The 26,959-nt window shown below is 53.0% G+C and carries 26 protein-coding genes and 1 other annotated feature; of the genes, 13 read left to right on the top strand and 13 right to left on the bottom strand.

The features are described from left to right. Positions 1-54: 54 nt before the first annotated feature. Positions 55-1,221, top strand: a complete 1,167-nt coding sequence (gene ugd / locus U0026_RS08660; protein WP_062778299.1) for a UDP-glucose 6-dehydrogenase — start codon at positions 55-57, stop codon at positions 1,219-1,221. A 262-nt stretch (positions 1,222-1,483) separates the two neighbouring features. Beyond that, entirely contained in the window at positions 1,484-2,467 is a 984-nt protein-coding gene (wzzB, locus tag U0026_RS08665; RefSeq protein ID WP_062778298.1) for an LPS O-antigen chain length determinant protein WzzB, read from the top strand. A gap of 56 nt (positions 2,468-2,523) precedes the next feature. Here wzzB and hisIE read toward each other — a convergent pair whose 3' ends face one another. From hisIE to hisL, 9 genes are all read right to left on the bottom strand, one after another. Further along, positions 2,524-3,123: a bifunctional phosphoribosyl-AMP cyclohydrolase/phosphoribosyl-ATP diphosphatase HisIE gene (gene hisIE, locus U0026_RS08670; protein WP_062778296.1), complete on the bottom strand. Its 600-nt coding sequence runs from the start codon at positions 3,121-3,123 to the stop codon at positions 2,524-2,526. Continuing rightward, entirely contained in the window at positions 3,117-3,893 is a 777-nt protein-coding gene (hisF, locus tag U0026_RS08675) for an imidazole glycerol phosphate synthase subunit HisF (RefSeq protein WP_062778295.1), read from the bottom strand. Before hisF ends, hisIE begins: the two co-directional genes overlap by 7 nt. Further along, on the bottom strand, positions 3,875-4,612 hold the full coding sequence (hisA, locus tag U0026_RS08680) for a 1-(5-phosphoribosyl)-5-[(5-phosphoribosylamino)methylideneamino]imidazole-4-carboxamide isomerase (RefSeq protein ID WP_062778293.1): 738 nt from the start codon (positions 4,610-4,612) through the stop codon (positions 3,875-3,877). Before hisA ends, hisF begins: the two co-directional genes overlap by 19 nt. Beyond that, positions 4,612-5,202 (bottom strand): imidazole glycerol phosphate synthase subunit HisH, encoded by a 591-nt coding sequence (gene hisH, locus U0026_RS08685; protein WP_062778291.1) that lies wholly within the window; start codon positions 5,200-5,202, stop codon positions 4,612-4,614. Before hisH ends, hisA begins: the two co-directional genes overlap by 1 nt. Next, positions 5,202-6,269 (bottom strand): bifunctional histidinol-phosphatase/imidazoleglycerol-phosphate dehydratase HisB, encoded by a 1,068-nt coding sequence (hisB, locus tag U0026_RS08690; RefSeq protein ID WP_062778289.1) that lies wholly within the window; start codon positions 6,267-6,269, stop codon positions 5,202-5,204. The genes hisH and hisB overlap by 1 nt, the downstream gene beginning before the upstream one ends. After that, on the bottom strand, positions 6,266-7,327 hold the full coding sequence (gene hisC / locus U0026_RS08695; protein ID WP_062778287.1) for a histidinol-phosphate transaminase: 1,062 nt from the start codon (positions 7,325-7,327) through the stop codon (positions 6,266-6,268). The genes hisB and hisC overlap by 4 nt, the downstream gene beginning before the upstream one ends. Beyond that, positions 7,324-8,628, bottom strand: coding sequence for a histidinol dehydrogenase (gene hisD, locus U0026_RS08700; protein ID WP_062778285.1), 1,305 nt, complete (start codon positions 8,626-8,628; stop codon positions 7,324-7,326). Before hisD ends, hisC begins: the two co-directional genes overlap by 4 nt. 127 nt (positions 8,629-8,755) lie before the next feature. Then, positions 8,756-9,655, bottom strand: a complete 900-nt coding sequence (gene hisG / locus U0026_RS08705) for an ATP phosphoribosyltransferase (RefSeq protein WP_062778283.1) — start codon at positions 9,653-9,655, stop codon at positions 8,756-8,758. Between the two features lie 35 nt (positions 9,656-9,690). Then, positions 9,691-9,811 (bottom strand) — a sequence feature (His leader region). After that, on the bottom strand, positions 9,787-9,837 hold the full coding sequence (hisL, locus tag U0026_RS08710) for a his operon leader peptide (protein ID WP_126441002.1): 51 nt from the start codon (positions 9,835-9,837) through the stop codon (positions 9,787-9,789). (Overlaps the previous feature by 25 nt.) A 181-nt stretch (positions 9,838-10,018) precedes the next feature. On the opposite strand from hisL, the gene U0026_RS08715 reads away from it, so the two are divergent. The 4 genes from U0026_RS08715 (at position 10,019) to tsuB (ending at position 14,021) form a co-directional block, all read left to right on the top strand. Next, positions 10,019-10,840, top strand: coding sequence for an SDR family oxidoreductase (locus tag U0026_RS08715; RefSeq protein ID WP_062778281.1), 822 nt, complete (start codon positions 10,019-10,021; stop codon positions 10,838-10,840). 345 nt (positions 10,841-11,185) lie between these two features. Beyond that, positions 11,186-12,544 carry an APC family permease gene (locus tag U0026_RS08720; protein ID WP_062778280.1) on the top strand — a complete coding sequence of 453 codons (1,359 nt, stop codon included), beginning with the start codon at positions 11,186-11,188 and terminating at the stop codon, positions 12,542-12,544. 186 nt (positions 12,545-12,730) lie between these two features. Then, a complete protein-coding gene (gene tsuA / locus U0026_RS08725; protein ID WP_062778278.1) occupies positions 12,731-13,786 on the top strand; it encodes a thiosulfate utilization transporter TsuA/YeeE in 1,056 nt (351 codons plus the stop codon). Positions 13,787-13,796: 10 nt separating this feature from the next. Next, positions 13,797-14,021 (top strand): thiosulfate utilization sulfurtransferase TsuB/YeeD, encoded by a 225-nt coding sequence (gene tsuB, locus U0026_RS08730; protein ID WP_062778276.1) that lies wholly within the window; start codon positions 13,797-13,799, stop codon positions 14,019-14,021. A 67-nt stretch (positions 14,022-14,088) separates the two neighbouring features. Here tsuB and sbcB read toward each other — a convergent pair whose 3' ends face one another. After that, positions 14,089-15,513 carry an exodeoxyribonuclease I gene (gene sbcB, locus U0026_RS08735; RefSeq protein ID WP_062778275.1) on the bottom strand — a complete coding sequence of 475 codons (1,425 nt, stop codon included), beginning with the start codon at positions 15,511-15,513 and terminating at the stop codon, positions 14,089-14,091. 214 nt (positions 15,514-15,727) lie between these two features. On the opposite strand from sbcB, the gene dacD reads away from it, so the two are divergent. The 7 genes from dacD to pagP all read left to right on the top strand — a co-directional run bounded on the left by dacD (position 15,728) and on the right by pagP (position 21,841). Continuing rightward, complete coding sequence (dacD, locus tag U0026_RS08740; RefSeq protein ID WP_062778273.1) at positions 15,728-16,894, top strand: serine-type D-Ala-D-Ala carboxypeptidase DacD; 1,167 nt, start codon at positions 15,728-15,730, stop codon at positions 16,892-16,894. 169 nt (positions 16,895-17,063) lie between these two features. Further along, positions 17,064-18,122 (top strand): FUSC family protein, encoded by a 1,059-nt coding sequence (locus tag U0026_RS08745; RefSeq protein WP_062778272.1) that lies wholly within the window; start codon positions 17,064-17,066, stop codon positions 18,120-18,122. Positions 18,123-18,323: 201 nt separating this feature from the next. Beyond that, positions 18,324-18,644 (top strand): DUF496 family protein, encoded by a 321-nt coding sequence (locus U0026_RS08750; RefSeq protein ID WP_035894853.1) that lies wholly within the window; start codon positions 18,324-18,326, stop codon positions 18,642-18,644. 108 nt (positions 18,645-18,752) lie between these two features. Beyond that, complete coding sequence (cobU, locus tag U0026_RS08755) at positions 18,753-19,298, top strand: bifunctional adenosylcobinamide kinase/adenosylcobinamide-phosphate guanylyltransferase (RefSeq protein ID WP_062778270.1); 546 nt, start codon at positions 18,753-18,755, stop codon at positions 19,296-19,298. Next, entirely contained in the window at positions 19,295-20,035 is a 741-nt protein-coding gene (gene cobS, locus U0026_RS08760; protein ID WP_062778269.1) for an adenosylcobinamide-GDP ribazoletransferase, read from the top strand. Before cobU ends, cobS begins: the two co-directional genes overlap by 4 nt. A 31-nt stretch (positions 20,036-20,066) precedes the next feature. Next, entirely contained in the window at positions 20,067-21,119 is a 1,053-nt protein-coding gene (gene cobT, locus U0026_RS08765; RefSeq protein WP_062778267.1) for a nicotinate-nucleotide--dimethylbenzimidazole phosphoribosyltransferase, read from the top strand. 146 nt (positions 21,120-21,265) lie between these two features. Continuing rightward, positions 21,266-21,841, top strand: coding sequence for a lipid IV(A) palmitoyltransferase PagP (gene pagP, locus U0026_RS08770; RefSeq protein ID WP_062778265.1), 576 nt, complete (start codon positions 21,266-21,268; stop codon positions 21,839-21,841). On the opposite strand, the gene U0026_RS08775 is transcribed toward pagP, so the two are convergent. Genes U0026_RS08775 through U0026_RS08785 form a run of 3 tightly spaced genes read right to left on the bottom strand, consistent with a single transcriptional unit; the run spans position 21,838 to position 26,947 of the window. After that, on the bottom strand, positions 21,838-22,803 hold the full coding sequence (locus U0026_RS08775) for an acyltransferase (protein ID WP_062778263.1): 966 nt from the start codon (positions 22,801-22,803) through the stop codon (positions 21,838-21,840). The genes pagP and U0026_RS08775 overlap by 4 nt on opposite strands. After that, on the bottom strand, positions 22,800-25,862 hold the full coding sequence (locus U0026_RS08780) for an efflux RND transporter permease subunit (protein ID WP_062778261.1): 3,063 nt from the start codon (positions 25,860-25,862) through the stop codon (positions 22,800-22,802). The genes U0026_RS08775 and U0026_RS08780 overlap by 4 nt, the downstream gene beginning before the upstream one ends. Next, on the bottom strand, positions 25,862-26,947 hold the full coding sequence (locus U0026_RS08785; protein WP_174525776.1) for an efflux RND transporter periplasmic adaptor subunit: 1,086 nt from the start codon (positions 26,945-26,947) through the stop codon (positions 25,862-25,864). The genes U0026_RS08780 and U0026_RS08785 overlap by 1 nt, the downstream gene beginning before the upstream one ends. Positions 26,948-26,959 lie beyond the last annotated feature (12 nt).

Below are 26,959 nucleotides of genomic sequence, written 5' to 3' on the forward strand. Positions count from 1 at the left end.
ACGGCGGTAACACGCTTACCCTTAAATGTTTAACCGGAAGAAGTTACAGAGCGAATGAAGATAACTATCTCAGGAACAGGTTACGTTGGCCTCTCGAACGGCATTTTGATCGCCCAACATCACGAAGTTGTGGCGCTGGATATCATTCAGGCCAAAGTCGACATGCTGAATCAGAAAATATCACCGATCGTCGACAAAGAGATTGAAGAGTATCTGGCGACGAAAACGCTGAATTTCCGTGCGACCACAGATAAGCATGACGCATACCGCGATGCCGATTTTGTGATCATCGCGACGCCAACCGACTACGATCCGAAAACAAATTACTTCAATACGTCGAGCGTTGAATCGGTTATTCGCGATGTTATCGAGATTAACCCGCATGCGACGATGGTCATAAAATCTACCATCCCGGTCGGTTTCACTAAAGAGATTAAAGAAAGATTGGGTATCGACAACATCTTTTTCTCACCCGAATTTCTGCGTGAAGGTCGCGCCCTGTATGACAACTTGCACCCGTCACGTATTGTGATTGGTGAGCGCTCCGAACGTGCTGAGCGTTTCGCTTCGTTATTGCAGGAAGGGGCTCGGAAGAAAGATATCCCGACTCTCTTTACCGATTCTACTGAAGCGGAAGCCATCAAACTTTTCGCCAATACTTATCTGGCATTACGTGTGGCTTACTTTAACGAGTTAGACAGTTATGCGGAAAGCCTGGGTCTGGACTCTCGTCAGATTATTGAAGGGGTTTGTTTGGATCCGCGCATTGGTAACCATTACAACAATCCGTCGTTTGGTTATGGTGGCTACTGCTTGCCGAAAGATACCAAGCAACTTCTTGCTAACTACGCTGCGGTGCCAAATAACATTATCGGCGCGATTGTCGACGCTAACCGTACACGTAAAGATTTTATTGCTGACTCTATCCTTGCTCGCCAGCCTAAAGTGGTCGGCATCTATCGCCTGGTGATGAAGTCGGGGTCTGATAACTTCCGCGCGTCCTCTATTCAGGGGATCATGAAGCGTATTAAGGCTAAAGGCATTCCGGTGATCATCTATGAACCAGCGATGAAAGAAGATGAATTTTTCAACTCACGCGTAGTACGTAGCCTGGATGCTTTTAAGCAGGAAGCTGATGTGATTGTCTCCAACAGAATGGCGGAAGAGTTGGCGGATGTAGCAGACAAAGTTTATACCCGCGATCTCTTTGGTAATGATTAGATTTTTTGACTGATGCAATGCCCCAGCTAGGGGGCATTGCATGATTTATCATCACAATTGATTATTTTTCTAAAAAACGCCGTATTTTTTGCCTTATCAATAAATGAAGTTACACTTGATGGAAATGATAATCATCAGCAGCCAAAAATAGAGTCGTTATCTCTGATAACTCTGTCTTTTTTCTGGGTTAATTCTGATAGTAATTATTAGAATAATGTTTAGAATGGCAGGCTTTTATACCTTTATTTCAGTTAGGGTTTATATGACGCAAGCAAGTAACAGCGGAGCAGTGAAGGATCGTTCCGAACCAGAGCAAATCGATTTAATTGATTTAGTAGTGCAGCTTTGGCGTGGCAAAGTAACTATTATAGCCAGTGTCATGATTATCCTTATCCTGGCTGTGGCCTATCTGTTTGTAGCCAAAGAAAAATGGACTTCAACGGCCATTGTGACGCAACCGGATGCTGCACAAATAGCTACATACAGTATCGCTTTAAAAGTGCTCTATCCAGACGGCTCGGTCAAAATGGAGGAAGTCCAAAATCGAGTTGTTAGTCGCTTTTCCTCGGCGCTTTCGGCTCTCTCGAATGAGCTAGATAATCAAGATAAACCCGAAAAACTGACGGTAGATCAGGCTATTAAAGGACATGAATTACCTATTCAGATTACCTATGTGGGCGGTAGTGCCCAAGAAGCACAGAAAACGTTGGCGCAGTATATCCAGAAGATTGATGAACAGGTCGCAGATGAACTGCATCTCGATTTGAACGATAGCATCAAACAGCAAATCCTGACGCTGTCCTCCTCTTTAGAAACCCAGGAAACCGTTGCTGAAGAGCAACGTACTCTGCGCCTGAAACAAATTAAAGAAGCGTTGAAGTACGCGCAAGAAGCCAATATCGTCAAGCCACAGCAACAGCAGCCGCAGGATGTGACGCAAGATACTCTGTTCCTGCTGGGCAGCGAAGGGCTGAGCGCGATGATTAAAAATGAAGCGACTCGTCCGCTGGTCTTCCCGGGTAATTACTACCAGACAAAAAACAACCTGCTGGATATTGAGCGTATTAAAGTTGACCCGAAAACCATCCATGCCTATCGCTATGTGATGAAACCGGATCTTCCTATCCGCCGTGATAGTCCGAAACGCGCCATTGTGCTGGTGCTAGCCGTTCTATTAGGTGGCATGATTGGCTCCGGCATCGTACTTGGACGCAACGCACTCCGCGAGTACCGTAACCGCCACTAGCGCCACGGTATCGTGAAAAAAACAGGCCCGCCAGCATCTGCTCCGGGCCTGTTTTGTTATTTATGTCGGTCCCGCAAATTCTCAATCACCGCCGTCAAATCCAACTCTTGATCCTGCAGCAGTACCAGCAGGTGATACATCAAGTCCGACGCTTCATTTTTGAGCTCAAACTTATCATGCACCGTTGCCGCCAGTGCAGTCTCAACGCCTTCTTCACCCACTTTCTGCGCAATACGCTTAGTCCCGCTAGCATACAGCTTGGCGGTGTAAGAGCTGTCCGGGTCGGCGTTTTTACGCTCGGCCAGCAGTTGTTCTAACTGATACAGGAACAGCCACTGGTGGCTGGTATTGCCAAAGCAGCTTGAAGTCCCTTTATGGCAGGTGGGGCCGATCGGATTCACCAGTACCAGCAGAGTATCGTTATCGCAGTCTGGGGCGATGCTCACCACGTTCAGGAAGTTGCCGGAAGTTTCGCCTTTGGTCCATAGACGCTGCTTAGTGCGCGAGAAAAAGGTCACTTTGCCCGTTTCCTGCGTTTTCACCAATGCTTCCTGGTTCATATAGCCCAGCATTAACACTTCGCCGGAAACCGCATGTTGGATAATGGCGGGCATCAGTCCGTCGGTTTTTTCCCAGTCCAGTTGTTCAGTCAACATACCCGTATCTCCACGCCCTGTGCTGACAGGTACGCTTTTAGTTCGCCAATATTAATAATCTGCTTGTGGAATACCGATGCCGCCAGCGCGCCGTCGACGTTCGCGTCGCGGAAAGCTTCAAGGAAGTGTTCCATGGTGCCCGCACCGCCCGAGGCGATAAGCGGTACACGGCAAACATCGCGCACTTTTTTTAACTGCGCCAGGTCGTAGCCGTTACGCACGCCGTCCTGGTTCATCATGTTGAGGACGATTTCGCCCGCGCCACGCTTTTGCACTTCCTGCACCCAATCCAGGGTTTCCCATTGGGTCACGCGGGTGCGGCTCTCATCGCCGGTATATTGATTCACGTGATATCTTCCGCTGTCAGCGTCATACCAGGTATCAATCCCCACCACAATACACTGCACGCCAAAACGGTCGGCCAGACGGGTGATGAGTTCCGGGTCAGCAAGGGCGGGGGAGTTGATGGAGATTTTGTCTGCGCCAAAAGAGAGAATGCGTGAGGCATCTTCAATGGATTTAATGCCACCGGCCACGCAGAACGGGATATCGATAACTTCCGCGACGCGAGAAACCCAGCTCTTATCCACCACGCGACCGTCGCTGGAGGCGGTGATATCGTAGAACACCAGCTCATCTGCACCTTCGTCGGCGTAGCGCTTTGCCAGTGGCACGATATCGCCGATGATTTCATGGTTGCGGAACTGAACCCCTTTAACCACCTGACCATCGCGCACATCGAGACAAGGAATTATCCGTTTTGCCAGCATTGGATGGCCTCCGTTACGTTGAATTTACCTTCCAGCAGCGCACGTCCGACAATTACGCCGCGCACGCCAGTACCACGCAGGGCGGCGATATCGTCAAGCGAGCCAATGCCGCCGGAGGACTGGAATGCCACCTGTGGATAGCGGGCGCAGACTTCCTGGTACAGCGAAACGTTGGAGCCTGCCAGCGTGCCATCGCGAGAGATATCGGTACACAGCACGTGTTGCAGGCCAACAGGCAGATAGGTTTCCACCAGCTCTTCCAGCGTGACGCCGGAGTTTTCCTGCCAGCCACTGACCGCTACCTGTTTCGTGCCGTTGTCATCAATACGCACGTCCAGCGCCAGCACCAGATGCTCTGCGCCAAAGCGTGTAAACCAGCCCTTGACCACATTCGGTGATTTTACTGCTGTAGAACCCACCACCACGCGCGCCACACCGGCGTCCAGCAGTGCCGCAACATCTTCCTCTGTACGCACGCCGCCGCCAACCTGTACCGGGACATTGACACCCGCGACCAGCGTTTTTAAAAGCGGAATCTGCCGCTGTGCGGGATCTTTTGCACCCGTTAAATCAACCAAGTGCAGGACTTCAGCGCCAAGTGCTGCATAATCTTGTAAGCGCGGCAGCGGGTCGGTGCCGTAGTCGCGCTGTTGGCCGTAATCGCCCTGATGGAGACGCACAACGGTGCCATTAATCAAATCTAAAGCAGGAATGATCATTACATCTCCAGGAAGTTTTTCAGCAACTGTGCACCCGCGCTACCCGAGCGCTCCGGGTGGAACTGCACGCCGTAAAAGTTATCTTTGCGCACGGCCGCGGTGAACGCTTCACCATAATGGCACTGTGCGATGGTGTACTCGTTGACCGGCATGGCGTAGCTGTGGACGAAGTAAAAGTACGTGCCGTCCTCAATACCCCGAAACAGGCGATCGCCCGCTTTCGGATAAACGCGGTTCCAGCCCATATGTGGCAACGGTAGCCCGAAATCGGTCATCTTCGGCACGTCCTGGTCGATAATCCCTAAGAGGTCAACGCCGTGAGTCTCTTCGCTGTGACGACCAAGAAGCTGCATCCCGAGGCAGATACCAAGTACCGGCTGGGTACAGGCTTTAATCAGCTCAATCAACTCACGCTCACGCAGTTGGTCCATCGCGGCCTGCGCGGTACCGACGCCCGGCAGAAAAAGCTTATCGGCACGCAGCACCACTTCCGGCTCGCGACTCACCACCGGCTCATAGCCGTGGCGAGCAATTGCGGACTTCACCGAGTTGAGGTTAGCGCAGCCGGTATCAAGGACGACCACGTTCATCACAGCACTCCTTTCGAGGAGGGAAGGGTATCGCCATCGACGCGAATCGCCTGGCGCAGCGTGCGACCAAAGACTTTGAACAGACTCTCCACCCGGTGGTGATCGTTCTTACCTTTGGTTTTCAGGTGCAGGGTGACGCCCATGGTATAGGACAGTGAGCGGAAGAAGTGCTCAATCATCTCGGTGCTCAGATCGCCCACGCGCTGGTAGGTAAACTCAGCTTTATATTCCAGATGCGGACGACCGGAAATATCCAGCGCGCAGCGTGCCAGGCATTCATCCATTGGCAGGACGAAACCGAAACGGTTGATGCCACGTTTATCACCAAGCGCCACTTTTAGCGCTTCACCCAGCGCCAGGCCGGTATCTTCCACCGTGTGGTGATCGTCAATATACAGGTCGCCCTTCACGGTAATGTTCATCCGAAAACCGCCGTGGGTGGCAATTTGATCCAGCATGTGATCAAAGAAGCCAACGCCGGTATTGATTTTGCTGCCACCTTCGCGGTCCAGCCACACTTCGACGTCAATCTGCGTTTCGCGGGTATTACGCTCAATGCGCGCGTAGCGGTCGCGGCGCGTTAATTGCTCACCGATCGCGGCCCAGTTAAGGGTATCGCGGTTGTAGCGCAGGCCGGTAATGCCCATATTGGTCGCCAGCTCTAAATCGGTGGCGCGGTCGCCAATCACGTAGCTGTTGGCAGTATCCATCACTTCGTTTGCCAGCCAGGCGGTTACCAGTTGGGTTTTTGGTTTACGGCATTCGCAGTTATCCGCCGGCAGGTGTGGGCAAATCAACACATCGTCAAAGGCAACGCCCTGTGAAGTGAAGATCTGCATCATCAGGTTGTGGGGGCCGTCAAAATCGGCTTGCGGGAAGCTGTCGGTGCCCAGACCATCCTGATTGGTGATCATCACCAGCTTGTAGCCTGCTTTTTGCAGCTTCAGCAGCACCGGAATGGCGTCCGGCTCGAAGGCCAGTTTGTCAAAGCGGTCTACCTGATAGTCGCTTGGCGGCTCGGAAATCAGGGTGCCATCGCGATCGATAAAGAGAAACTTCTGAGTCATACGGTCTCCGCTTTCAAAGCGTCAATCACGCGCTGGCTCTCTTCACGAGTGCCGATAGTGATACGCAAACAGTTACTTAAAGAGGGTTGTTTATTCTGATCACGTAAGATAATGCCTTGATCCCATAAAGATTTAAATACGCGGCTGGAGGCTTTGATACGAGCCAGTACGTAGTTGGTCTCGGAATCAAACACCTGCTCGACACAATCGATGGTACGTAATGTGTCCACCAGATACTGACGCTCGTTCAGAATCTGCGCCACGCGTTCGCGCATAGCGGCAATGCCCTGAGGACTTAAGGCTTGCGCGGCGATATCGGCGACCGGAGTGGAAAGTGGATATGGGGCGATCACTTTCATTAATAATGCGATAACTTCTTCGTTGGCGAGCGTGAAGCCGCAGCGCAGCCCAGCCAGCGCAAAGGCTTTTGATAGCGTGCGCAAAATGACCAGGTTTGGATATTCCGCAAGCCAACCTGCCAGCGTCGCTTGTGGACAGAACTCAATATAGGCTTCGTCGGCGACGACCAGCGCTTTATCGCGGGTCATCTCCAGCAGCGTGCGGAAATCCTGCGGGTTGATAATTTGCCCGGTTGGGTTATTCGGACTGCATACATAAACGACTTTGACGTTCGTCAGGCTATCGGCAATCGCCGGGATATCCAGCTGCCAGTCGGCCTTCGCCGGTACAGTGCGGCACTCCACGCCAATGGTCTCAGCGCTGACGCTGTACATGCCGTAAGTTGGTGGGCAGAACAGCACCGCGTCACGGCCTGGTTCACAGAACGCGCGTACCAATAGTTCGATACCTTCATCCGCGCCCCGGCTCACCAGTACCTGCTCGGGTTTTACGCCAGCATAAGCGGCATAGTTTTCAATAACCGCTTTTGGCTGGCACTCCGGGTACCGGTTCAACGTCTGCTGGCTTAAGGTGAAAGGAACCGCCGTTGGGAACTCATTGGCATTCAACCAGACGTCACCGTTACCGCCCAGACGGCGAGCCGACTGGTATGGGGTGAGGGCGCGAACGTTGTCTCGGGCTAACTGTTCAATGCTCATGCTTGCTCCTTCAGGGCGTTAACGCGCAGGGTGACGGCATTTTTGTGGGCGGTCAGTAACTCGGCGGCCGCCAGCGTCTCAATGGTGGCCGCGAGGCTTAAGAAACCATCGCGTGATAATTCCTGAACGGTCATCCGTTTCTGGAAATCTGCCAGCCCAAGGCTTGAACAGGTGGCAGTGTAGCCGTAGGTTGGCAGCACGTGGTTGGTGCCGGAAGCGTAGTCGCCAGCCGATTCCGGTGACCAGTCGCCGAGGAAAACAGAACCGGCGCTGGTGATGTCGTCAACCAGCTCGCGAGCGTTACGGGTCTGAATAATCAGGTGCTCCGGGCCATAGGTGTTAGAGATCTCAACGCACTGTGCCAGATCTTTGGCCACGATTAAGCGGCTGGCAGAGAGCGCCTGACGGGCAGTCTCGGCGCGGGAGAGCTCCGTAAGCTGACGTTCAACAGCGACGGCGACGGCCTCAGCAATCTGCGCGTCTGGCGTGAGTAAAATCACTTGAGAGTCCGGGCCGTGTTCGGCCTGAGAAAGCAGGTCAGAGGCGATAAAATCAGGCGTCGCGCCACTGTCGGCGATAACCAACACTTCCGACGGGCCAGCCGGCATGTCAATGGCTGCGCCATCAAGGCGCTGGCTAACCTGACGTTTAGCTTCGGTAACAAAGGCATTACCCGGCCCAAAGATTTTATCCACTTTCGGGACGGATTCGGTTCCCAGCGCCAGTGCGGCAATCGCCTGTGCGCCGCCGACGTTAAACACGTCTTTGACGCCGCATAGCTGCGCGGCGTAGAGGATTTCATCGGCAATCGGTGGCGGCGAGCACAGCACCACTTTTTTGCAGCCAGCAATGCGCGCCGGGGTCGCCAGCATTAATACGGTGGAGAACAGCGGTGCAGAACCGCCTGGAATATAAAGGCCAACCGAGTCTATAGGGCGGGTAAGCTGCTGGCAGCGAACACCTGGTTGGGTTTCAATATCCACCGGCGGCAAGATTTGCGCGTTGTGGAAGGTATCGATATTACCAACCGCTACCTGCATCGCCTGCTTAAGCTCGTCGCTCAGACGACTGCTGGCCTGCTGAATTTCTTCTGTGGAGACTTTCAGTGCGCCGACTTCGGTTTTATCAAACTTCGCGCTGTATTCGCGCAGGGCGCTATCACCGTTGTTTTTTACGTTGTCGAGAATCTCCGCTACCGTGCGGGTAATGCTATCGGACGCCGAAATTGCCGGGCGTGTTAACAGCGCCTGCTGCTGCTCGGGGCTACAGCGGTTCCAGTCAATCAAGGTATTGAAGCTCATGGTCGTTACTCCATCATGGGGCCTTGCCGGATGGCGGCTTTGCCTTATCCGGCCTACAAGGGCCGTAATATCAATGCGTGTGACAATTCTTGTAGGCCTGACAAGCTGCGTGCCATCAGGCATCCGGTCACTCCATCATCTTCTCAATCGGCAGCACCAGAATTGAGCTGGCACCCAGGGCTTTCAATTTTTCCATGGTTTCCCAGAACAGGGTTTCGCTGCTCACCATGTGCATTGCGACACGCTGTTGGTCACCTGCCAGCGGCAGAATCGTTGGGCGTTCAGCGCCCGGCAGCAGGGCAATGACTTCATCCAGACGTTCAGTTGGCGCGTGCATCATGATGTATTTCGATTCGCGGGCCTGAATCACGCCCTGAATACGGGTTAACAGACGATCAACCAGTTGCTGTTTGGACTCGCTCATCTCGCCGTCGCGCTGAATCAGGCAGGCTTTTGAGCGGAACATCACTTCTACTTCACGCAGACCATTAGCTTCAAGCGTTGCACCGGTAGAGACGAGGTCACAGATGGCGTCAGCCAGACCGGCGCGCGGAGCCACTTCAACAGAGCCGTTCAGCAGGCAGGATTTAAAGCTGATGCCTTTTTGGTCGAGGTAACGCTTTAGCAGGTGCGGGTAAGAGGTGGCGATACGTTTACCATCGAGGGCTGCTGGGCCGTTCCAGGTTTCATCCGCCGGGGTAGCCAGCGACAGACGGCAGCCGCCGAAGTCCAGACGACGCAGGGTAAAGTAGCGCGGGTCTTCGCCCTGAGCGCGGCGGTTAAGCAGCTCTTCTTCTAAGACGTTCTCACCGATAATGCCAAGATCTACCACGCCGTCCATCACCAGGCCCGGGATATCGTCATCGCGAACGCGCAGGATATCGATAGGCATATTTTCCGCCATCGCAATCAGACGCTGAGTGTGGAGGTTAATTTTGATGCCACAACGAGCCAATAACTCGCGTGAATCATCGCTCAGGCGACCTGATTTCTGAATAGCTATGCGTAAACGGCTGTTATCTAACATTCTGTTTTCCTTTTTACCCTGCTGAATTTGGTTCAAAAAAAAAGCCCCCGGAAGATATCTTCCGGGGGCTCTCTTGCGTTCATGCACCACTGGAAGATCTGAATATCTCCCAGCACACATCGCCTGAAAGACTAGTCAGGGTGATGGTGATGATGGTGCAGTTTAATTTGAACGCGGCTCATAAATTTCTCGTTGAATGACTATTCACTTGATGTCTTTTAACCTAAACCACTTTTGTCATTGAAGGCAAGTGCTTTTTTCATTCATTAAATCAATTCATGTTGCCACTATAAATTGTCAGTTTTGACGCTGTGGCGTAGCCTTAGTAGTAGAGGAGTGCGGCAACAATCAGGAGATAGCGCAATGAAGAAAGTGGCAATTGTCGGGTTAGGGTGGCTGGGTATGCCATTAGCGCTGTCGTTAATGGCGCGCGGCTGGCAGGTTACCGGCAGTAAAACGACTGAAGATGGCGTGGAAGCAGCGCGGATGTGCGGCATTGATAGCTACCCGTTGCGCCTCGACCCTCAGTTGGTGTGCGAAACAGATGATCTTGATGCATTGATGAACGTCGACGCATTGGTTATCACTTTGCCTGCACGTCGAAGCGGCGAGGGCGACGATTTCTATCATCAGGCGGTGCAGGAAATTGTCGATTCCGCGTTGGCGCACAACATTCCGCGCATTATCTTTACCAGTTCCACTTCGGTTTACGGTAAAGAAGCGGGCACGGTGAAAGAGACAACGCGTCGTGAACCGGTGACTGCCAGCGGTAGAGTGCTTAAAGAGCTGGAAGACTGGTTGCATCAACTGCCGGGGACTTCGGTGGATATCCTGCGCCTGGCGGGATTGGTCGGGCCAGCGCGGCACCCAGGACGTTTCTTTGCCGGAAAATCAGCACCAGATGGTCAGCACGGGGTGAACCTTGTGCATCTGGAAGATGTGATTTCTGCTATTACGTTGTTATTACAAGCGCCGAAAGGTGGGCACATTTATAACATCTGTGCCCCAGAACATCCGGCGCGTCATGTTTTCTACCCACAAATGGCGCGAGAACTGGGGTTAGCGGTGCCGGTGTTCAGCGATAGTGGGGCTGGGCAGGGTAAGATAATTGACGGTAATCGTATCTGTCACGAGCTAAGGTTTGAGTACCAATATCCTGACCCGTTACGTATGCCGATGGAGTAAATCACCTCTATTTTAGCAAATAGTGCTATCGCTGAGGTTTACGATTTGTGGATTGTCTAATTATCAGCCATTTAGACGAGTAACGGCTTTGTTCATGATCGCATTCGCTTGTTTTTTTGCTTCCGGTTGGTGCAAAATATGTCGAATGTAAAAAACGAGACTAACCGACGTGATTCCCACGTCGGTTATTTTTTTACATCAAAACAATCATCCAATAAAAGAGGCCGGGCTTAGTACCGGATAGATATTTACTTAAAAAACGACAGTTGTTGTCGCTGAGGAAACAGAAAAAAATGGGGCAATTTTTCTTTTTTGCACCGGCCGTCGCCGTAATGGAGACTGACCGTGTCGCATAACGTTACTCCAAACACCTCTCGCGTGGAATTACGTAAAACGCTTACGTTGATTCCGGTTGTTATGATGGGCCTTGCCTATATGCAGCCAATGACGCTGTTCGATACGTTCGGTATCGTGTCAGGCCTCACTGACGGTCACGTCGCAACGGCTTATGCCTTTGCGTTGATCGCTATTCTTTTTACTGCGCTGAGTTACGGCAAGCTGGTTCGCCGTTTCCCGTCCGCAGGCTCCGCGTATACCTACGCTCAGAAATCCATTAGCCCGGTTGTTGGCTTTATGGTGGGCTGGTCGTCGCTGCTGGACTACTTGTTCATGCCGATGATCAACATTCTGCTGGCAAAAATTTACTTTGAAGCGTTGATGCCTTCCGTTCCGTCATGGATTTTTGTGGTGGCATTGGTTGGGTTTATGACCGTTTCTAACCTGCGCAGCATTAAAGCCGTGGCGAACTTCAACACCCTGATTGTGATTCTGCAGATGGGTATTGTGGCGGTGATTGTTGGCCTCATCATCTATGGCATTATGCACGGTGAAGGGGCGGGTACGCTGACCAGCACGCGTCCATTCTGGTCTGAAGGCGCACACGTTGTGCCGATGATTACCGGCGCGACTATCCTGTGCTTCTCGTTCCTCGGCTTCGACGGTATCTCTTCTTTATCTGAAGAAACCAAAGACGCAGAGCGCGTGATCCCACGTGCGATTTTCCTGACAGCGCTGATCGGCGGTATGGTGTTCATTGGGGCATCTTACTTCCTGCAGCTGTACTTCCCGGACATCACGCGCTTTAAAGATCCGGATGCATCTCAGCCGGAAATCATGCTGTACGTGGCGGGTAAAACCTTCCAGTGGGGCGTGCTGATCTTCTCCAGCGTCACCGTTCTGGCGTCTGGCATGGCGGCGCACGCAGGCGTTTCTCGTCTGATGTACGTGATGGGTCGTGACGGCGTATTCCCAACCAGCTTCTTCGGTTATATTCATCCGAAATGGCGTACTCCGGCGTTCAACGTACTGCTAGTCGGTGCGATTGCTCTGCTGGCGATTAAATTTGACCTGGTAACAGCAACGGCGCTGATTAACTTTGGTGCGCTGGTGGCCTTTACCTTCGTTAACCTCTCCGTGATCTCGCAGTTCTGGATCCGTGAGAAGCGTAACAAGACGCTGAAAGACCACATCAACTATCTGGTGCTGCCAAGCTGTGGCGCGCTGACCGTGGGCGCACTGTGGGTGAACCTGGAGCAAAGCTCTATGGTTCTGGGTCTGATTTGGGGCACTATCGGTCTGGTTTATCTGGCCTGTGTGACCAAGCGCTTCCGCAACCCGGTTCCGCAGTACGAAGATATCGCCTGATTTTCTTGCGATGTTGATTGAAAACCGGAGGCTTTAGCCCTCCGGTTTTTTTTCGTCTTAATATCGTGGGGGATTAAAAGAGCACGTGTAATAACCATCAGGAATAATATAGAGCTTTTGGTTATTGGAGCCGTTCGGCCTGCTCGGGAATAATTTTAAGACTGATAATATTGGGTTAATTGATTTATGTTGCACATGATAATAAGCGGAGTTATCTGCGGGGCGTTACTGGGGTTCGTTATGCAGCGTGGTCGTTTCTGCCTGACGGGCGGCTTTCGCGATATGTATATCACGAAAAATAACCGCATGTTCTATGCGCTGTTGATTGCGATTTGTATTCAGAGCGTGGGCGTTTTTGCACTCATCCAGCTTGGCCTGGTGCAGTACGACGCTGGCGTATTCCCGTGGCTGGGCACCGTGGTGGGCGGCTTTGTTTTTGGTATTGGCATCGTCTATGCGGGCGGTTGTGCGACCGGTACCTGGTATCGTGCAGGTGAAGGGCTTATCGGCAGTTGGATTGCGCTGGTGACCTACATGGTGATGAGTGCGGTGATGCGCTCTCCTCACGCGGCAGGGTTGAATAAATTCCTCGGTGAACACACCACGGCGCACAACGGTATCGCTGAAACGCTGAATATCTCCGTCTGGCCGATTATTGCTCTGTTGCTGGTGGCTACCGTCTGGCTGGTACGTAAAGAGCTTAGCAAACCGAAGCTGAAGGTGGCATCGCTGCCGCCACGTCGCAGCGGCCTTGCCCATTTGCTGTTTGAAAAACGCTGGCACCCGTTTGTGACCGCGGTATTGATTGGGCTGATTGCCTTGCTGGCCTGGCCTCTGAGCGAAGCGACCGGTCGTATGTTTGGCCTTGGCATCACGTCACCTACCGCTAATATTCTGCAATTCCTTGTCGGCGGTGACAGCAAGTTCCTCAACTGGGGCGTGTTCCTGGTACTGGGGATCTTTATCGGTTCCTTTATTGCGGCGAAAGCCAGCCGCGAGTTCCGCGTTCGTGCCGCTGATGTCAGCACGACGCTGCGTAGTGCCGGTGGCGGTATTCTTATGGGCTTTGGCGCAAGCATCGCAGGCGGTTGCTCAATTGGTAACGGTCTGGTGATGACGGCAATGATGACCTGGCAGGGCTGGATTGGCCTGGTATTTATGATCCTCGGCGTGTGGAGCGCCTCGTGGATGTTGTATGTTCGCCCGCAGCGGAAAGCCAAACTGAAATCCGCAACGGCTTAAGGAGTTAAACATGGTTGTAATAAAACTGGATGTGGTGACGCAAGTTTGCCCGTTCCCTCTCATTGAAGCCAAAGCGGCGATGGCAGAATTGGCCAGCGGCGACCAACTGGTGATTGAGTTCGACTGTACCCAGGCGACGGAAGCTATCCCACAATGGGCGGCGGAAGAGGGCTTTACGGTGACGGATTACCAGCAGTCTGGCGATGCGGCGTGGACTATCACCGTTCAGAAATAATGTCATTCGCATAACTAACGCCGGGTTGGGTTTTGCGCCAAACCCGGCGTTATTGTTTGTTCTGGCCTTAAACAATCTCTTGCGCGTATTGATACAGTGCTTTCAATAGCGACAGCTTCTCATTGTTCCCTTCGTACTGCCCGTAGAGCATCTCCAGCTCCTGCGCGTAGGCCTGCAAGAACTCGGGCGTAAAGATCTGCCGGCGATACTCCAGCCAGCGCTGCTGCTCGTTTTCATCAAGCGTGCCGGGAAAGTTACGTGCACGATAGTTAAACAGCAGTTTCTCAATACGCTTATCAGCAAAGGTAATATCCAGCGCCGGTAAATTCCGCGGTTCAGTCTCAAGGACGATTTTCATTGCCGTTCGATCAGCATCACTAAAGAAGCCGTTATAAAGCTGGGCGTCAACGTTATCAGAGGGGACAAACGGTTCCGCCTCGGCGAAGATAGCCACTACTTTCTCGCGTACCAGCGGGTTTTCTCGTAGCTGTTTGAGATTATCGAGGCACTGCTGACGATTGATCCCTAAGCGGTCAGCATCTTCCGGGCGCAGGGTATTGGCCTGTGCCAGTACCGGGCATTTGTTGAGGTGCACCAGCTTAACTGGAATCGGTGAATGTTCGCCCAGCTCATTTTTCGGGGTGTATAAACGTTCACGCAGAGTATCGGCATCGAGCTCCAGCAGTGGGGTTACATCGCCCGCCAGATCGACCATGATCACCGCATTGCGGTTCTCCGGATGCCACGCCAATGGCGCCACCCAACTGGTGTTGCCGCGCCACGCGCCAAACATGCCGGACACGTGTACCAGCGGCTTCATTTGCGGCACATCAATCAGCGTCATCAGCTTGTTTTTGCCGCGGTAAGCATACAGATAATCGAACAGTTTCGGCTGCTGCGTTTTCACCAGCTTCGCCATGGCGATGGTGGCATAAACGTCGGCCATGGCATCGTGAGCATTGCTGTGTTCAATGCCGTTAGCCTTGGTTAAATGCTCGAGGCGAAAGCTTGGCAGGCCATCGTCATTCTCAGGCCAGACAATGCCTTCCGGGCGCAGGGCGTAACAGGCGCGCATCACGTCGAGCAAATCCCAGCGTGAGTTGCGGTTTTGCCAGCTCCAGGCATACGGGTCGTAAAAATTGCGATAGAAAATATTGCGCGTAACTTCATCATCGAAACGGACGTTGTTGTAGCCCACTACGCAGGTTTCCGGCACGGTAAAAATATCGTGGATGCGTTTGGCAAAAGCGGCTTCGTTGTCACCTTTGGCACGGGCTTCCTGCGGTGTGATACCGGTAATCAGCACCGCTTCCGGCTGTGGCAGATAGTCATCCGCGGGTTTGCAGTAAAAGACCTCCGGCTCACCGATAATATTAAAATCGTTGTCTGTGCGGATAGCGGCGAACTGCGCGGGTCGGTCAAGGGAAGGGCTGGTACCGAAGGTTTCGTAGTCGTGAAACAGGAATCCTGGCGCGCTGGAAGTCTCTTGCATAGCGTTAACTGTGTCCGTGTATGGCGTTTGGTCACCATGGTAAACGATTTAGACGCCTATCAGAAGGGCGACAACAGGATCTGGAAGATGGAGCACAGGGTATTTTTTCGTGTGGAATTAGAGGTATGTCATATTTTCTTGCAATTTAAGCCTGTAAGAAAGCACGAACTTCCGTAAAAAGGACGACGAATTTGTGAATGTTGAGGATTGACCGTTGAAAGCCCGTTTTTTGATTGCTGTTTCTTTGCTCGCTTCGAGCGTTTCGTGTGTATTTGCGGATGCCCCCGCTATTCCTTCCGTTACCCCTCCCGCTATTCAGGCCGGTGCCTGGGTACTGATGGATTATACTACCGGGCAAATTTTAACCGCGGGTAATGAGCACCAGCAGCGTAACCCTGCCAGCCTGACGAAGTTGATGACCGGTTATGTTGTCGACCGTGCGATTGATAGCCACCACATTACGGCGGACGATATGGTCACCGTGGGACGAGATGCGTGGGCGGCGGTTAACCCGGTATTTAATGGCTCCTCGCTTATGTTCTTAAAAGCGGGCGATCGCCTGACGGTACGCGATCTGAGCCGTGGCCTGATTGTTGACTCTGGTAATGACGCGTGTGTGGCGCTGGCTGATTATGTTGCGGGTGGGCAGCCGCAGTTTGTCAAAATGATGAACCACTATGTTGAAACGCTGAATCTGCGCGACACGCATTTTGAAACCGTTCATGGTCTGGATGCGCCGGGCCAGCACAGCTCGGCCTATGATTTAGCCGTACTCTCCCGCGCCATTATTCACGGCGAGCCAGAGTTCTATCATATGTATAGCGAAAAGAGCCTGACGTGGAATGGCATTACCCAGCAGAACCGTAACGGGCTGCTGTGGGAAAAAACGATGCATATCGACGGTCTGAAAACCGGTCATACTTCGGGTGCCGGATTTAACCTGATCGCTTCCGCGGTAGACGGCCAGCGCCGTCTGATAGCGGTGGTGATGGGCGCAGACAGTGCCAAAGGGCGTGAAGATCAGGCGCGTAAGCTGTTGCATTGGGGCCAACAAAACTTTGATACCGTGCAAATTTTGCATAATGGTATGAAGGTGGGAATCGAGCGCATCTGGTATGGCGATAAAGAGAAAATTGCCCTCGGTACCGATCAGGATTACTGGCTGGCATTGCCGAAAGCCGAAGTGCCGAATATCAAAGCCAAATATGTCCTTGATAAAAAGGAGCTTGAGGCACCGATTGCCGCGCACACTCGAGTTGGGGAGATTCAACTCCTCGACGGTAACAAAGTGGTTGCACAGTGGCCGCTGGTGACGCTGGAAAGCGTGGGTAAAGGCGGAATGTTCTCCCGTTTGAGCGACTATTTGCATCACAAGGCATGATGATTAACGCTCAATAAAAGGTAGCCCGGCCAAGCGCAGCGCCGCCGGGAGTCCCCGGAATCGGCGCTGCGCTTGGCCGGGCTACGGATCTTACCTGATTGATTATCGCTGTGGTTGTTGTTAGCCAGAGCGGGTACAATTTGCGCTTTCGTTTTGTCGGAGAGTGGGTGTGCGCCCAGATAAGTCACTTAGCCCTTTTGAAATTCGCTTGTATCGCAATTACCGTACCGTACACGGCGCGAGGATTGCGCTGGCCTTCGTTCTGACATTTCTGATAGTCCGTCTGCTGAGCATACCGGAAGGTTCCTGGCCGTTGATTACGCTGGTGGTGGTGATGGGCCCCATCTCATTTTGGGGTAACGTTGTACCGCGTGCTTTTCAGCGTATTGGCGGCACCATTCTGGGGTCGGCGCTGGGGCTGGTGGCACTCAAGCTGGAGCTTATCTCGCTGCCCTTGATGCTTCTCTGGTGTGCGGGCGCCATGTTCCTCTGCGGTTGGCTGGCGCTGGGCAAAAAACCGTATCAGGCGTTGCTTATCGGGATTACGCTTGGCGTGGTGGTTGGCGCGCCGCCGGGCGATATGACCACCGCACTTTGGCGAAGCGGCGACGTGATTTTTGGCTGCCTGTTGGCGATGCTGTTTACCGGAATCTGGCCCCAACGCGCGTTTATTCACTGGCGCATTCAGATGGCCCACTTTGTCACTCAGTTTAACCGTATCTATCAGGCGGGTCTTTCCCCCAATCTTATCGAGCGTCCGCGGCTGGAAAAACATCTGCAAAAGGTGTTGAACGATGTGGTGAAAATGCGCGGGCTGATAACCCCCGCCAGTAAAGAAACCCATATCCATAAAGGGATATTTGAGGCCATTCAGACCGTCAGCCGTAATCTGGTGTGCATGCTGGAGCTGCAAATCAATGCGCACTGGGCCACACGCCCTAGCCATTTGCTGATGCTTAACGCCCATACCCTGCGGGATACGCAGCAGATGACTCAACAAACGCTTCTGGCCATTGCCCATGCGTTGTATGAAGGTAATCCGCAGCCTATTAAGGCCAACAGTGAAAAGCTCAATGAGATAGCGACGGAGCTGCGTCAGCTGGTCAATGATTACCAAGGTGAAGACCTAACGGAGACACCTATCCACGGCTATGTCTGGTTGAGTATGGAACTGGCGCGGCAACTGGAATTACTGTCGAGTCTGATGTGTCGCGCATTGCGTAAATAAAAGGCAGATACACCGACTTTTGCGCCAGGTTGTTTCGATTCAGCCAAATTTAGGGTTATGATGAGCCCAAAGCAAAAATGATTGTTTGCGACAACGTGACTACGCCAAATCATTCAGGTTGAAGGGTATATCAGTAATGTGTACCTTATCGTGTAGCCGTTGTTTTAACGAATCCGAGTCTCAACTATCAGGGGTATAAAAATGGAAACCACGAAACCTTCGTTTCAGGACGTGCTGGAATTCGTCCGTTTGTTCCGTCGTAAGAACAAACTGCAACGTGAAATTCAGGACGTTGAGAAAAAGATCCGTGACAACCAGAAACGTGTTCTGCTGCTCGACAACCTCAGCGACTACATCAAACCAGGGATGAGCGTTGAAGCTATTCAGGGCATCATTGCAAGCATGAAAGGCGACTATGAAGATCGCGTTGATGACTACATCATCAAAAATGCTGAGCTGTCCAAAGAACGTCGCGACATCTCTAAAAAATTGAAAGTGATGGGCGAGCAGAAAGGCGAGTAACCGTCATTAGCGGGTGGTGACACTGTCGCCACCCGACCTCCATAATTGAGTCAGAACCTTCCATAATCAAGCGACATTGCGAACCATGCAGCAACATCAGGAAACGCAATCATGATACTGGTGACCGGCGGCGCCCGCTGCGGAAAGAGTCGTCACGCAGAATCTTTAATCAGCCAGTCTCCCCGGGTCTGTTACATTGCGACCTCGCCAATCTTTGATGCCGAGATGGCCCAACGAATCCAGCATCATCGGGACAGTCGTCCTGCCCACTGGCACACCGAAGAACGTTGGCAAAATCTTGCCGAAATCATCACCCCACAAAACGATCCCAATGAGGCGATTTTGCTGGAGTGTATCACCACGCTTATCACCAATATCCTTTTTGCCTCGGGCAATGAAGAAGAGATTGAGCGCTGGGATTTTTCCGTGCTGGAAAAGCAGGTGGATATTGAGATTGACGCACTGATTACGGCCTGCAAACAGTGCCCGTCACCGATTGTTCTAGTGACGAATGAAGTCGGTATGGGCATTGTGCCCGAGAATCGTTTGGCCCGGCATTTTCGTGATATTGCCGGGCGTGTGAACCAGAAACTGGCGCAGGCGGCAGATGATGTCTGGCTGGTGGTATCAGGGATTGGAGTCAAAATAAAATGAGTCGACTGTTTTTCGCCACACTGTCGTTTATGAGCCGTCTTCCGGTGCCGCAACGCTGGTCGCAGGGGCTGGATTTAGACCGTTATGTTAACGGCGTTATCACCTTCCCGGTCATTGGCCTGCTGCTTGGCGCGCTAAGTGGCCTGGTGTTTATGATTGTTGAGGCCTGGTGCGGTATTCCGCTGGCGGCATTCTTTACCGTGCTGGCACTGGCGCTGTTGACCGGTGGTTTCCATCTTGATGGCCTGGCCGATACCTGCGACGGCGTTTTCTCGGCGCGTCGTCGCGAGAAGATGCTGGAGATTATGCGCGACAGTCGTCTTGGCACCCACGGCGGGCTGGCGCTGATTTTCGTCCTGCTGGCGAAAGTGCTGGCAATAAGTGAGCTGGGCTTACGTGACACGCCAATGCTGGCAGCTATCGCCGCGACCTGTATTGCCGGGCGCTCGGCGTCGGTGCTGTTGATGTATCGCCATCGCTATGCGCGTGAAGAGGGGCTGGGCAACTTATTTATCGGCAAGGTGACCTTCCGCCAGACCTGGTTAACGCTTGTGATCGGGGGCGCGCTGGTGACTGCTCTGTTGGGAATGCACGGTCTGCGCGCAGTGCTGGTGGCCTTTATTGGCGTCTTTATTCTCGGCCAACTGTTAAAACGAACGCTCGGTGGACAAACCGGCGATACGCTGGGCGCGGGTATTGAGTTGGGTGAAGTCATTTTCTTGCTGGCGCTTTTGTAAGTCAGCGCATAACGAATCGGATAATAAAATAATGCAAACACTGACTTCACTGTTGGCGTCGATCCCTGAGATGGACAACGCCGCGATGGCGCGTGCACAGCAACATATTGATGGGCTTCTTAAACCGACTGGCAGCCTTGGTCGTCTGGAATCGCTGGCGGTACAACTGGCGGGGATGCCTGGGCTTCACGGCACGCCACAGGTCGATAAAAAAGCCATTCTGGTGATGTGCGCCGATCACGGCGTATGGCATGAAGGGGTGGCGGTCTCGCCGCAAATCGTCACGGCTATTCAGGCCGCCAATATGACGCGCAACAATACTGGTGTCTGCGTGCTGGCGGCCCAGGCTGGGGCGCAGGTACACGTGATTGACGTCGGCATAGATGCCGAACCGATCCCGGGGCTGGTGGACATGAAAATGGCGCGCGGCAGCGGCAACATTGCACAGACCGCCGCGATGACCTCAGAACAAGCGCAGGCGCTGCTGCTGTCGACCATGAACTATACCCGAAGCCTTGCGGAGCAGGGCGTCACGCTGTTTGGCGTGGGGGAACTGGGCATGGCAAATACGACGCCAGCCGCCGCGGTCGTGAGCGTCCTCACCGGCAGTGCCCCGGAAGCGGTGGTCGGTATTGGCGCTAACCTGCCGCCATCACAGCTTCAGCACAAAGTGGATGTCGTCACCCGTGCAATTGAACGCAATCAACCGGACGCGAGCGATGGCCTGGACGTGCTGGCAAAAGTCGGTGGGTTTGACCTGCTCGGCATGACCGGCGTGATGCTTGGCGCAGCCTCTTGTGGCCTGCCGGTGGTTCTGGATGGTTTCCTCTCCTATGCCTCTGCGCTGGCGGCTTGTCAGATTGAACCCGGCGTTAAACCGTACCTCATCCCATCCCACTTCTCGGCAGAGAAAGGGGCGAGGATTGCGCTTGAACATTTAGGTCTGGTGCCTTACCTGAATATGGATATGCGACTTGGCGAGGGCAGCGGTGCGGCGATGGCAATGCATATCGTTGAATCTGCCTGTGCGATGCATAACCGTATGGGGACGCTGGCAGACAGTAATATTATTTTACCTTCATAATACGTAGGCTGAGCCGGGGCTTGTCCTCGGCTATTCTGAGACGACCTTTTCTTTTACCCCCCAAAATCTTCCTTACACGCAACGAAAGACGCTGAATGGTTTACAGTTATAAAAGCCGCTGCGTGGCTTAAGCTGAGGGAGTAACTATGCGACGCCTTTTCTTGCCTGTCTGGATTGCCCTGTTGTTCAGCACCTTTTCGCTTCGAGCTGAGCCTGGCGTGTATGGCGAACAACGTATTAGCCGCTGGTGGAATGCGTGGACTGACGATGTTTCCCAGACCTGGGAACAGCCCGACCGCTATGACCTGTATGTGCCTTTTTTGAGCTGGCATGCTCGCTTTATGTATGACAAAGAAAAAACGGATAATTACAACGAGATGCCGTGGGGCGGTGGCCTGGGCGTATCGCGGTATAACGAAGAGGGTAACTGGAGCGCACTGTTTGCCATGATGTTTAAAGATTCCCATAACGAATGGCAGCCTGCGATGGGCTACGGCTGGGAGAAGGGATGGTATCTGGATGATGCCAAAGATTTCCGGTTCGGGTTGGGCGCCGCTGCGGGAATTACGGCACGCGATGATTTTGCCAACTATGTGCCGCTGCCGTTTATTTTCCCGCTGTTCTCCGCAGGCTACAAACGAGTGACCCTCCAGTTCACCTATATTCCAGGTACTTACAATAACGGTAACGTGTTATTTGCCTGGATGCGGTTCGGTTTTTAAAGGGTGATCACTTTTTTTGCCACCGCGTTAGAGAGCACCAGAAGAGAGAAGAGTACCGAAGTGATAAACGTGAGCACGATAAGCATGAGTTTAGTGGTCAGGGATGTCACCGGTATCAATGCCGTCAGCAGGTGAAAAACCGAATAGTGCAGGATATAAACCCCGGTCATCGTTTTGCTGATGGCGGCAAGTATGGCCTCTTTGAACTCGGCGTTACGGCGAAAACGGACGCCGTTTGCCGCAATCACCAGCGCGATAATCAGGATATAGATCTGTGAGCCGGTCAGAATAAAGGCATTTCGGTCTGCCTTGAATAAAGCGAAAAAGAAATGACGTTCGTAGAACCAGGTGAACAGATAAATAAACGGGATGGTGATAACCGCCGCCCTGACCACATTTTTGCGGCTTATCCACTGCGCAATTTGCGGATCGCAAAACAGCTGCCCCGTCAGATAAAACAGCAGCCATGTCCACAGGCGGTACTGCGGCGACAACGAGAAAACATGCTCGTCAGGGTACAGCGCTGACAGTAGATCGTAGCCGTAAGAAAAAAGCAGCAGGCCAACAATCACGCCACCAAAAAGCCGACGCCGCTGGCTTAACCACTCGACGACCGGATGGAAGGTATAGATAACCACAAAGGCGAAGACAAACCACGGCTGGATTAAATACCCGCGCTGATATGGCTCCCACAGATAATAGAGCGTGACCCAGAACAGAAAAACGATGATCAAGCTTTTGATTTTATCAAGCTGCCAGCGGGTGCTGTGGCGGGACTGCCCGTCAAGATAGCCCGCAACGACAAAAAACAGCGGCGTGGCGATGGTCGAAATAAAGGTTAAAAACCCTAGGATCCAGTGATAGTCATAATCGTAGTGATCCCAGGTATTGTAGATAGTGAAAAACGTCACCGCTGTCATGCATCCCAGCGTTTTAATGATATTCAGCCCAGTTGCATTCATTGTTGTTCTGTATTGTCCTTACGATGGAAGCACGCATATATAACCGGAAGTACCAGCAGCGTGAGGATTGTAGCAAACCCAAGTCCAAACATAATCACAACAGCCATGCTTTGGAAGAAAACATCCAGCAAAAGCGGGGCCAGGCCGAGCACGGTGGTAAAGGCGGTTAATAGAATAGGGCGCAGACGTGAAGTGGCCGCATACAGGATGGCATCATGCTGAATTTTTTGCTCTTTTTGCTGTTCAATCTCTTCGACCAGCACAATACCGTTGCGAATCAGCATCCCGCTGAGACTCAACAGTCCAATCAGCGCCATGAAGCCAAAGGGGATCCCGGTGATTAAAAAGCCCGGCGTCACTCCTATCAACGCTAACGGAACGGTCAGCCAAATGGCGATCGCATTTTTCACCGAGCTGAACATCAAGACGGTAATGACAAACATCACCAGATACCCTAACGGTAACGTGGTAAACAGCCCCTGTTGCGCTTCGCGGGAATTTTCGGCGTCGCCTCCCCATTCAATATGATAACCCTGGGGTAGGGCGAGGGCGTCGATTTGCGGCTTCACGCGGGCGAGAATATCCCCGGATGTTTGCTGGCTTAACGGATTGGGATCGGTCTGAACGGTTAGCACCCGCATGCGGTCGCGGCGCAGAATCAGCGGGTCTTCCCACTCCAGCGAGAACCCGCTAACCACATTACTCAGCGGAATATATTGTTGCCGACTCTGACTCCACACCAGGACGTTATTGAGATGATTTGCATCCTGGCGTTCACTTTCCGGTGGGCGAACAATAACCGGTAGCAGGTCGCTGCCTTCGCGATAAAGCCCGGCACGGCTACCGGAGAAATTCATCTCCAGCGCGTTGTCCACATCCTGTTTATCCACGCCCAGCTCGCGACCTAAAGCGGCAACATATTGCGGCCTGATGACTTTGCTGCGGTTCTGCCAATCATTTCTCACGCTGTCGGTGGCCGGATCGCGGCTGAGAATATCATCAACCTGGCTGGCAATCAGGCGCAGCTTATCGGGGTCTGGCCCCTTAATGCGTACCTCAATAGCGCTGTCGCCAGAAGGGCCAAACATCACCCGCTTGGTGCTGGCATTGACCTGCGGATAATGACGCGCAATATACTCGTCAACGTGGCGGGTGAGCGGGGAGATATTACGCTGGTCATCCATTCGCACCATGATTTGTGCATAGTTGCTGTATTGGCGCTGCCCGCTGTAGGTCAGAATAAAACGCATACTGCCCTGACCAATGGTCGATACCGTGGTTACCACGCCGGGCTGTCCATTGATGGTTTTTTCGATATCGCTGGTCATCTTTTCGGTCCATTGAATATCAGTACCGTAAGGCAGCCAGAGGTCGACAAAGAAAATTGGCGTATTTGACGATGGGAAGAAGTTTTGGCGTACTGAACCAAATCCCCAGACAGACGCGGCTAGCAGTGCGGCCATGACCACAAGCGTTGGTGCTTTATGCTGTAATAGCGTATTGAGCAGGCGCTGATAGAGACGATAAAACGGTTTGTTATAAGGATCGGTATCGGGACTTTTTTCCGGCGTATTGTCATTTTTGAACAGCCACCACTTAATCAACACCGGCGTGATGGTAAGCGCTGAAAACCAGCTCAACATCAGCGAAATCAATAGGACCTGGAACAGGGATTTACAGTACTCTCCGGTGGAGTCCTGCGACAACCCGATAGGTGCAAACGCCAGAATAGCGATAATCGTCGCCCCCAGCAGCGGCAGCGCCGAGCGGCGGATAATGTAATTTACGGCAGTTAAAAGCGATGAACCCTGCTGGCGGGCAATCAGCACCCCTTCGACAATCACGATAGCGTTATCGACCAGCATACTGAGAGCGATGATCAGCGCTCCCAGTGAGATACGCTGTAGCTCAATGCCCCACAGGTACATGATAAGCAACGTTCCCAGCACGTTGAGCGCCAGCGAGAAGGCGATAATAATCCCGCTGCGCACGCCCATAAAAATAAGCAGTACGCCGATAACAATGGCCAATGCCATCAGGAAGTTAACGATAAATCCATTCACCGAATGCCCGACTTCTGCGGCCTGATCGTAAAACAGATCGATATGGATCCCCGCCGGTTTTTCTGCCGACATCTGCTTGAGCTTCGCCTCCAGCGCATGTCCTACGTCGATAACGTTAACGCCTGGGATAAAGGAGACACCCATGGTGACGGCTTTTCGACCATTAGCATGGTAAATACTGGAAGGGGATTCATTTAGCCCGCGTGACAGGGTAGCGATATCACGCAGGCGCGTCGCGGCACCCGCACCTGAAGGGGTGATAATCAGGTCGGCCAGTTCATTAATATTTTCAAACTCACCGGTAGGATGCAGGCGAATGGACTCGGTTCCTGACGTTATTTCTCCCGCGCTGGAGACCACATTCAGGCGGGCCAGCAGCGTGGAGAGTTGCGTCAGCGTAATACCGCGCGCGGCCATTTTGGTCAGGGAAATATCAATATTGATCTGCTGCTGTTGCGCACCGCCAATCGCCACTTTTCCAACCCCGGGCACCAGAACCAGCTCGCGACGCAATTGTTCGGCATAGCGCACAAGCTCAGGGTTACTAAACTCGTCCCCTGATAAGGCAAAGAAAAAGCCAAACACATCGCCAAAATCGTCATTCACAAAGGGGGTAACGACACCCGGTGGAAACTGACGGGAGGCATCACCGACGCGGCGGCGCAGTTCATCCCAGATTTGTGGCAATTCATCGGAATGATGGTGCGAGGCAATATTGACGGTGATTTGTGATAAGCCGTTGGACGAAATCGAACTGACGTTATCCAGGTAGGGTAATTGCTGAAGCGCATTCTCTAGCGGCAGGGTGACTTCTTCCTCCACCTGTTGGGCAGAGGCACCGGGATAATGAGTGATGACAACTGCAGTTTTAATGGTAAAGGCGGGGTCTTCCAGCCTGCCAATATTCAACAGCGCGAAGATTCCCCCTACGCCAAGCAGAAGAATCGTCAGCCAGACGCGGATCGGGTTATCAATAAACTGGCGGGAGATGTCCATTAAAGCCCTCTCTCACGCGTCCAGATCCGTACCGGCTGCTTTGCATGCAATTCACCGACGCCAGCCGCAACTACGCGCTCCCCGGCGGTCAGTCCGCGGGTAATAATGATCCCTTCGTTGCTGACTTGCCCTACGCTGACCTTGCGGTCTTCCAGATGTAATGTGTCGCCTTCGCCGATGACGACCCACACGTGGGGCTCATTGCGTGGGCTGTTATCCGGGTTAAAAACAGCCTCAACGGGCACGACCAGCGTCTGGCTGCCCACACCGGCTGGAAGGTTGGCAAGATTAATGGTGACGGTACCGCTAACGCCTCCGACGGCGGGGAAGTCGTCTGGGCGTGGCATGGTTAAAATTACCTGCCAGGTGAGCGTATTGCTGTCACTGCTACCGGAGTGTTCTTTGTAGACGGCGTTAAATTCTCGACCGGGGAAAGCGTTAATTTTGACGACAGGCTGATATTGCGCGTTGCGGATATCCAGCGTCTTGAATAGGTTTTCCGGGAGGCTAAACACCACATCCAGCAGATCCGTGCGGGTCAATGTCACAATAGGCTGACCGGCCGAGACAACCTGATGATTGCGCACATGCACGCTCGCTAACGTCCCACCAAACGGGGCGATAAGCGTCATCTGGTTCAACTCTTCCCGGGCAATCTGCAGCGCGGCATTTGCCGAGTCGCGGCTGGCTCGCTGCACATCCATTTCGGCTTTGGATATCGCCTGGCGGCCGGAAAGTGTCTGGAAACGGTCGAACTGTCGCTGGGCCAGAGTCGCCGCCGTTTGTCTGTCATTGACGCGCTGTTGGGCTTCACGGGCGTTTAACCGGGCAAGCTGCTGCCCTTGCTTGATTGTCGCGCCCTGGCGGATGTCGAGGACTTCAATCTGGCCAGCACGTTTAAAGGAGAGGTCGGTGGCATCCCCGGATTCAATGCGTGCCGGGAAGACACGCTGCTGCGCGTTACCCGCTTCTACGGCCTGTGCGACTTTGACCATTCGTGGCTGGGGCGCGGCCTGTTCAACTTTAGGGTCACATGCCGTGAGCGTGAAGATGATGAGAGGTAAAAGACAGACGCAACGGTTCACTGTATGCCCCCA

Origin of the sequence: Kluyvera intermedia (assembly GCF_034424175.1) — a bacterium.
In the GTDB taxonomy this organism is placed as follows: Bacteria; Pseudomonadota; Gammaproteobacteria; order Enterobacterales; family Enterobacteriaceae; genus Kluyvera; species Kluyvera intermedia.

Bases quoted from the DNA above. Each gene is read 5' to 3' on its own strand.
- tsuA (WP_062778278.1), top strand. From the start codon at position 12,731: ATGTTGCACATGATAATAAGCGGAGTTATCTGCGGGGCGTTACTGGGG.
- U0026_RS08715 (WP_062778281.1), top strand. From the start codon at position 10,019: ATGAAGAAAGTGGCAATTGTCGGGTTAGGGTGGCTGGGTATGCCATTA.
- hisF (WP_062778295.1), bottom strand. From the start codon at position 3,893: ATGCTGGCAAAACGGATAATTCCTTGTCTCGATGTGCGCGATGGTCAG.
- hisA (WP_062778293.1), bottom strand. From the start codon at position 4,612: ATGATCATTCCTGCTTTAGATTTGATTAATGGCACCGTTGTGCGTCTC.
- hisIE (WP_062778296.1), bottom strand. From the start codon at position 3,123: ATGTTGACTGAACAACTGGACTGGGAAAAAACCGACGGACTGATGCCC.
- pagP (WP_062778265.1), top strand. From the start codon at position 21,266: ATGCGACGCCTTTTCTTGCCTGTCTGGATTGCCCTGTTGTTCAGCACC.
- hisC (WP_062778287.1), bottom strand. From the start codon at position 7,327: ATGAGCATTGAACAGTTAGCCCGAGACAACGTTCGCGCCCTCACCCCA.
- wzzB (WP_062778298.1), top strand. From the start codon at position 1,484: ATGACGCAAGCAAGTAACAGCGGAGCAGTGAAGGATCGTTCCGAACCA.
- hisH (WP_062778291.1), bottom strand. From the start codon at position 5,202: ATGAACGTGGTCGTCCTTGATACCGGCTGCGCTAACCTCAACTCGGTG.
- cobT (WP_062778267.1), top strand. From the start codon at position 20,067: ATGCAAACACTGACTTCACTGTTGGCGTCGATCCCTGAGATGGACAAC.
- cobS (WP_062778269.1), top strand. From the start codon at position 19,295: ATGAGTCGACTGTTTTTCGCCACACTGTCGTTTATGAGCCGTCTTCCG.
- tsuB (WP_062778276.1), top strand. From the start codon at position 13,797: ATGGTTGTAATAAAACTGGATGTGGTGACGCAAGTTTGCCCGTTCCCT.
- U0026_RS08750 (WP_035894853.1), top strand. From the start codon at position 18,324: ATGGAAACCACGAAACCTTCGTTTCAGGACGTGCTGGAATTCGTCCGT.
- U0026_RS08780 (WP_062778261.1), bottom strand. From the start codon at position 25,862: ATGGACATCTCCCGCCAGTTTATTGATAACCCGATCCGCGTCTGGCTG.
- U0026_RS08775 (WP_062778263.1), bottom strand. From the start codon at position 22,803: ATGAATGCAACTGGGCTGAATATCATTAAAACGCTGGGATGCATGACA.
- hisD (WP_062778285.1), bottom strand. From the start codon at position 8,628: ATGAGCTTCAATACCTTGATTGACTGGAACCGCTGTAGCCCCGAGCAG.
- hisG (WP_062778283.1), bottom strand. From the start codon at position 9,655: ATGTTAGATAACAGCCGTTTACGCATAGCTATTCAGAAATCAGGTCGC.
- ugd (WP_062778299.1), top strand. From the start codon at position 55: ATGAAGATAACTATCTCAGGAACAGGTTACGTTGGCCTCTCGAACGGC.
- sbcB (WP_062778275.1), bottom strand. From the start codon at position 15,513: ATGCAAGAGACTTCCAGCGCGCCAGGATTCCTGTTTCACGACTACGAA.
- hisB (WP_062778289.1), bottom strand. From the start codon at position 6,269: ATGACTCAGAAGTTTCTCTTTATCGATCGCGATGGCACCCTGATTTCC.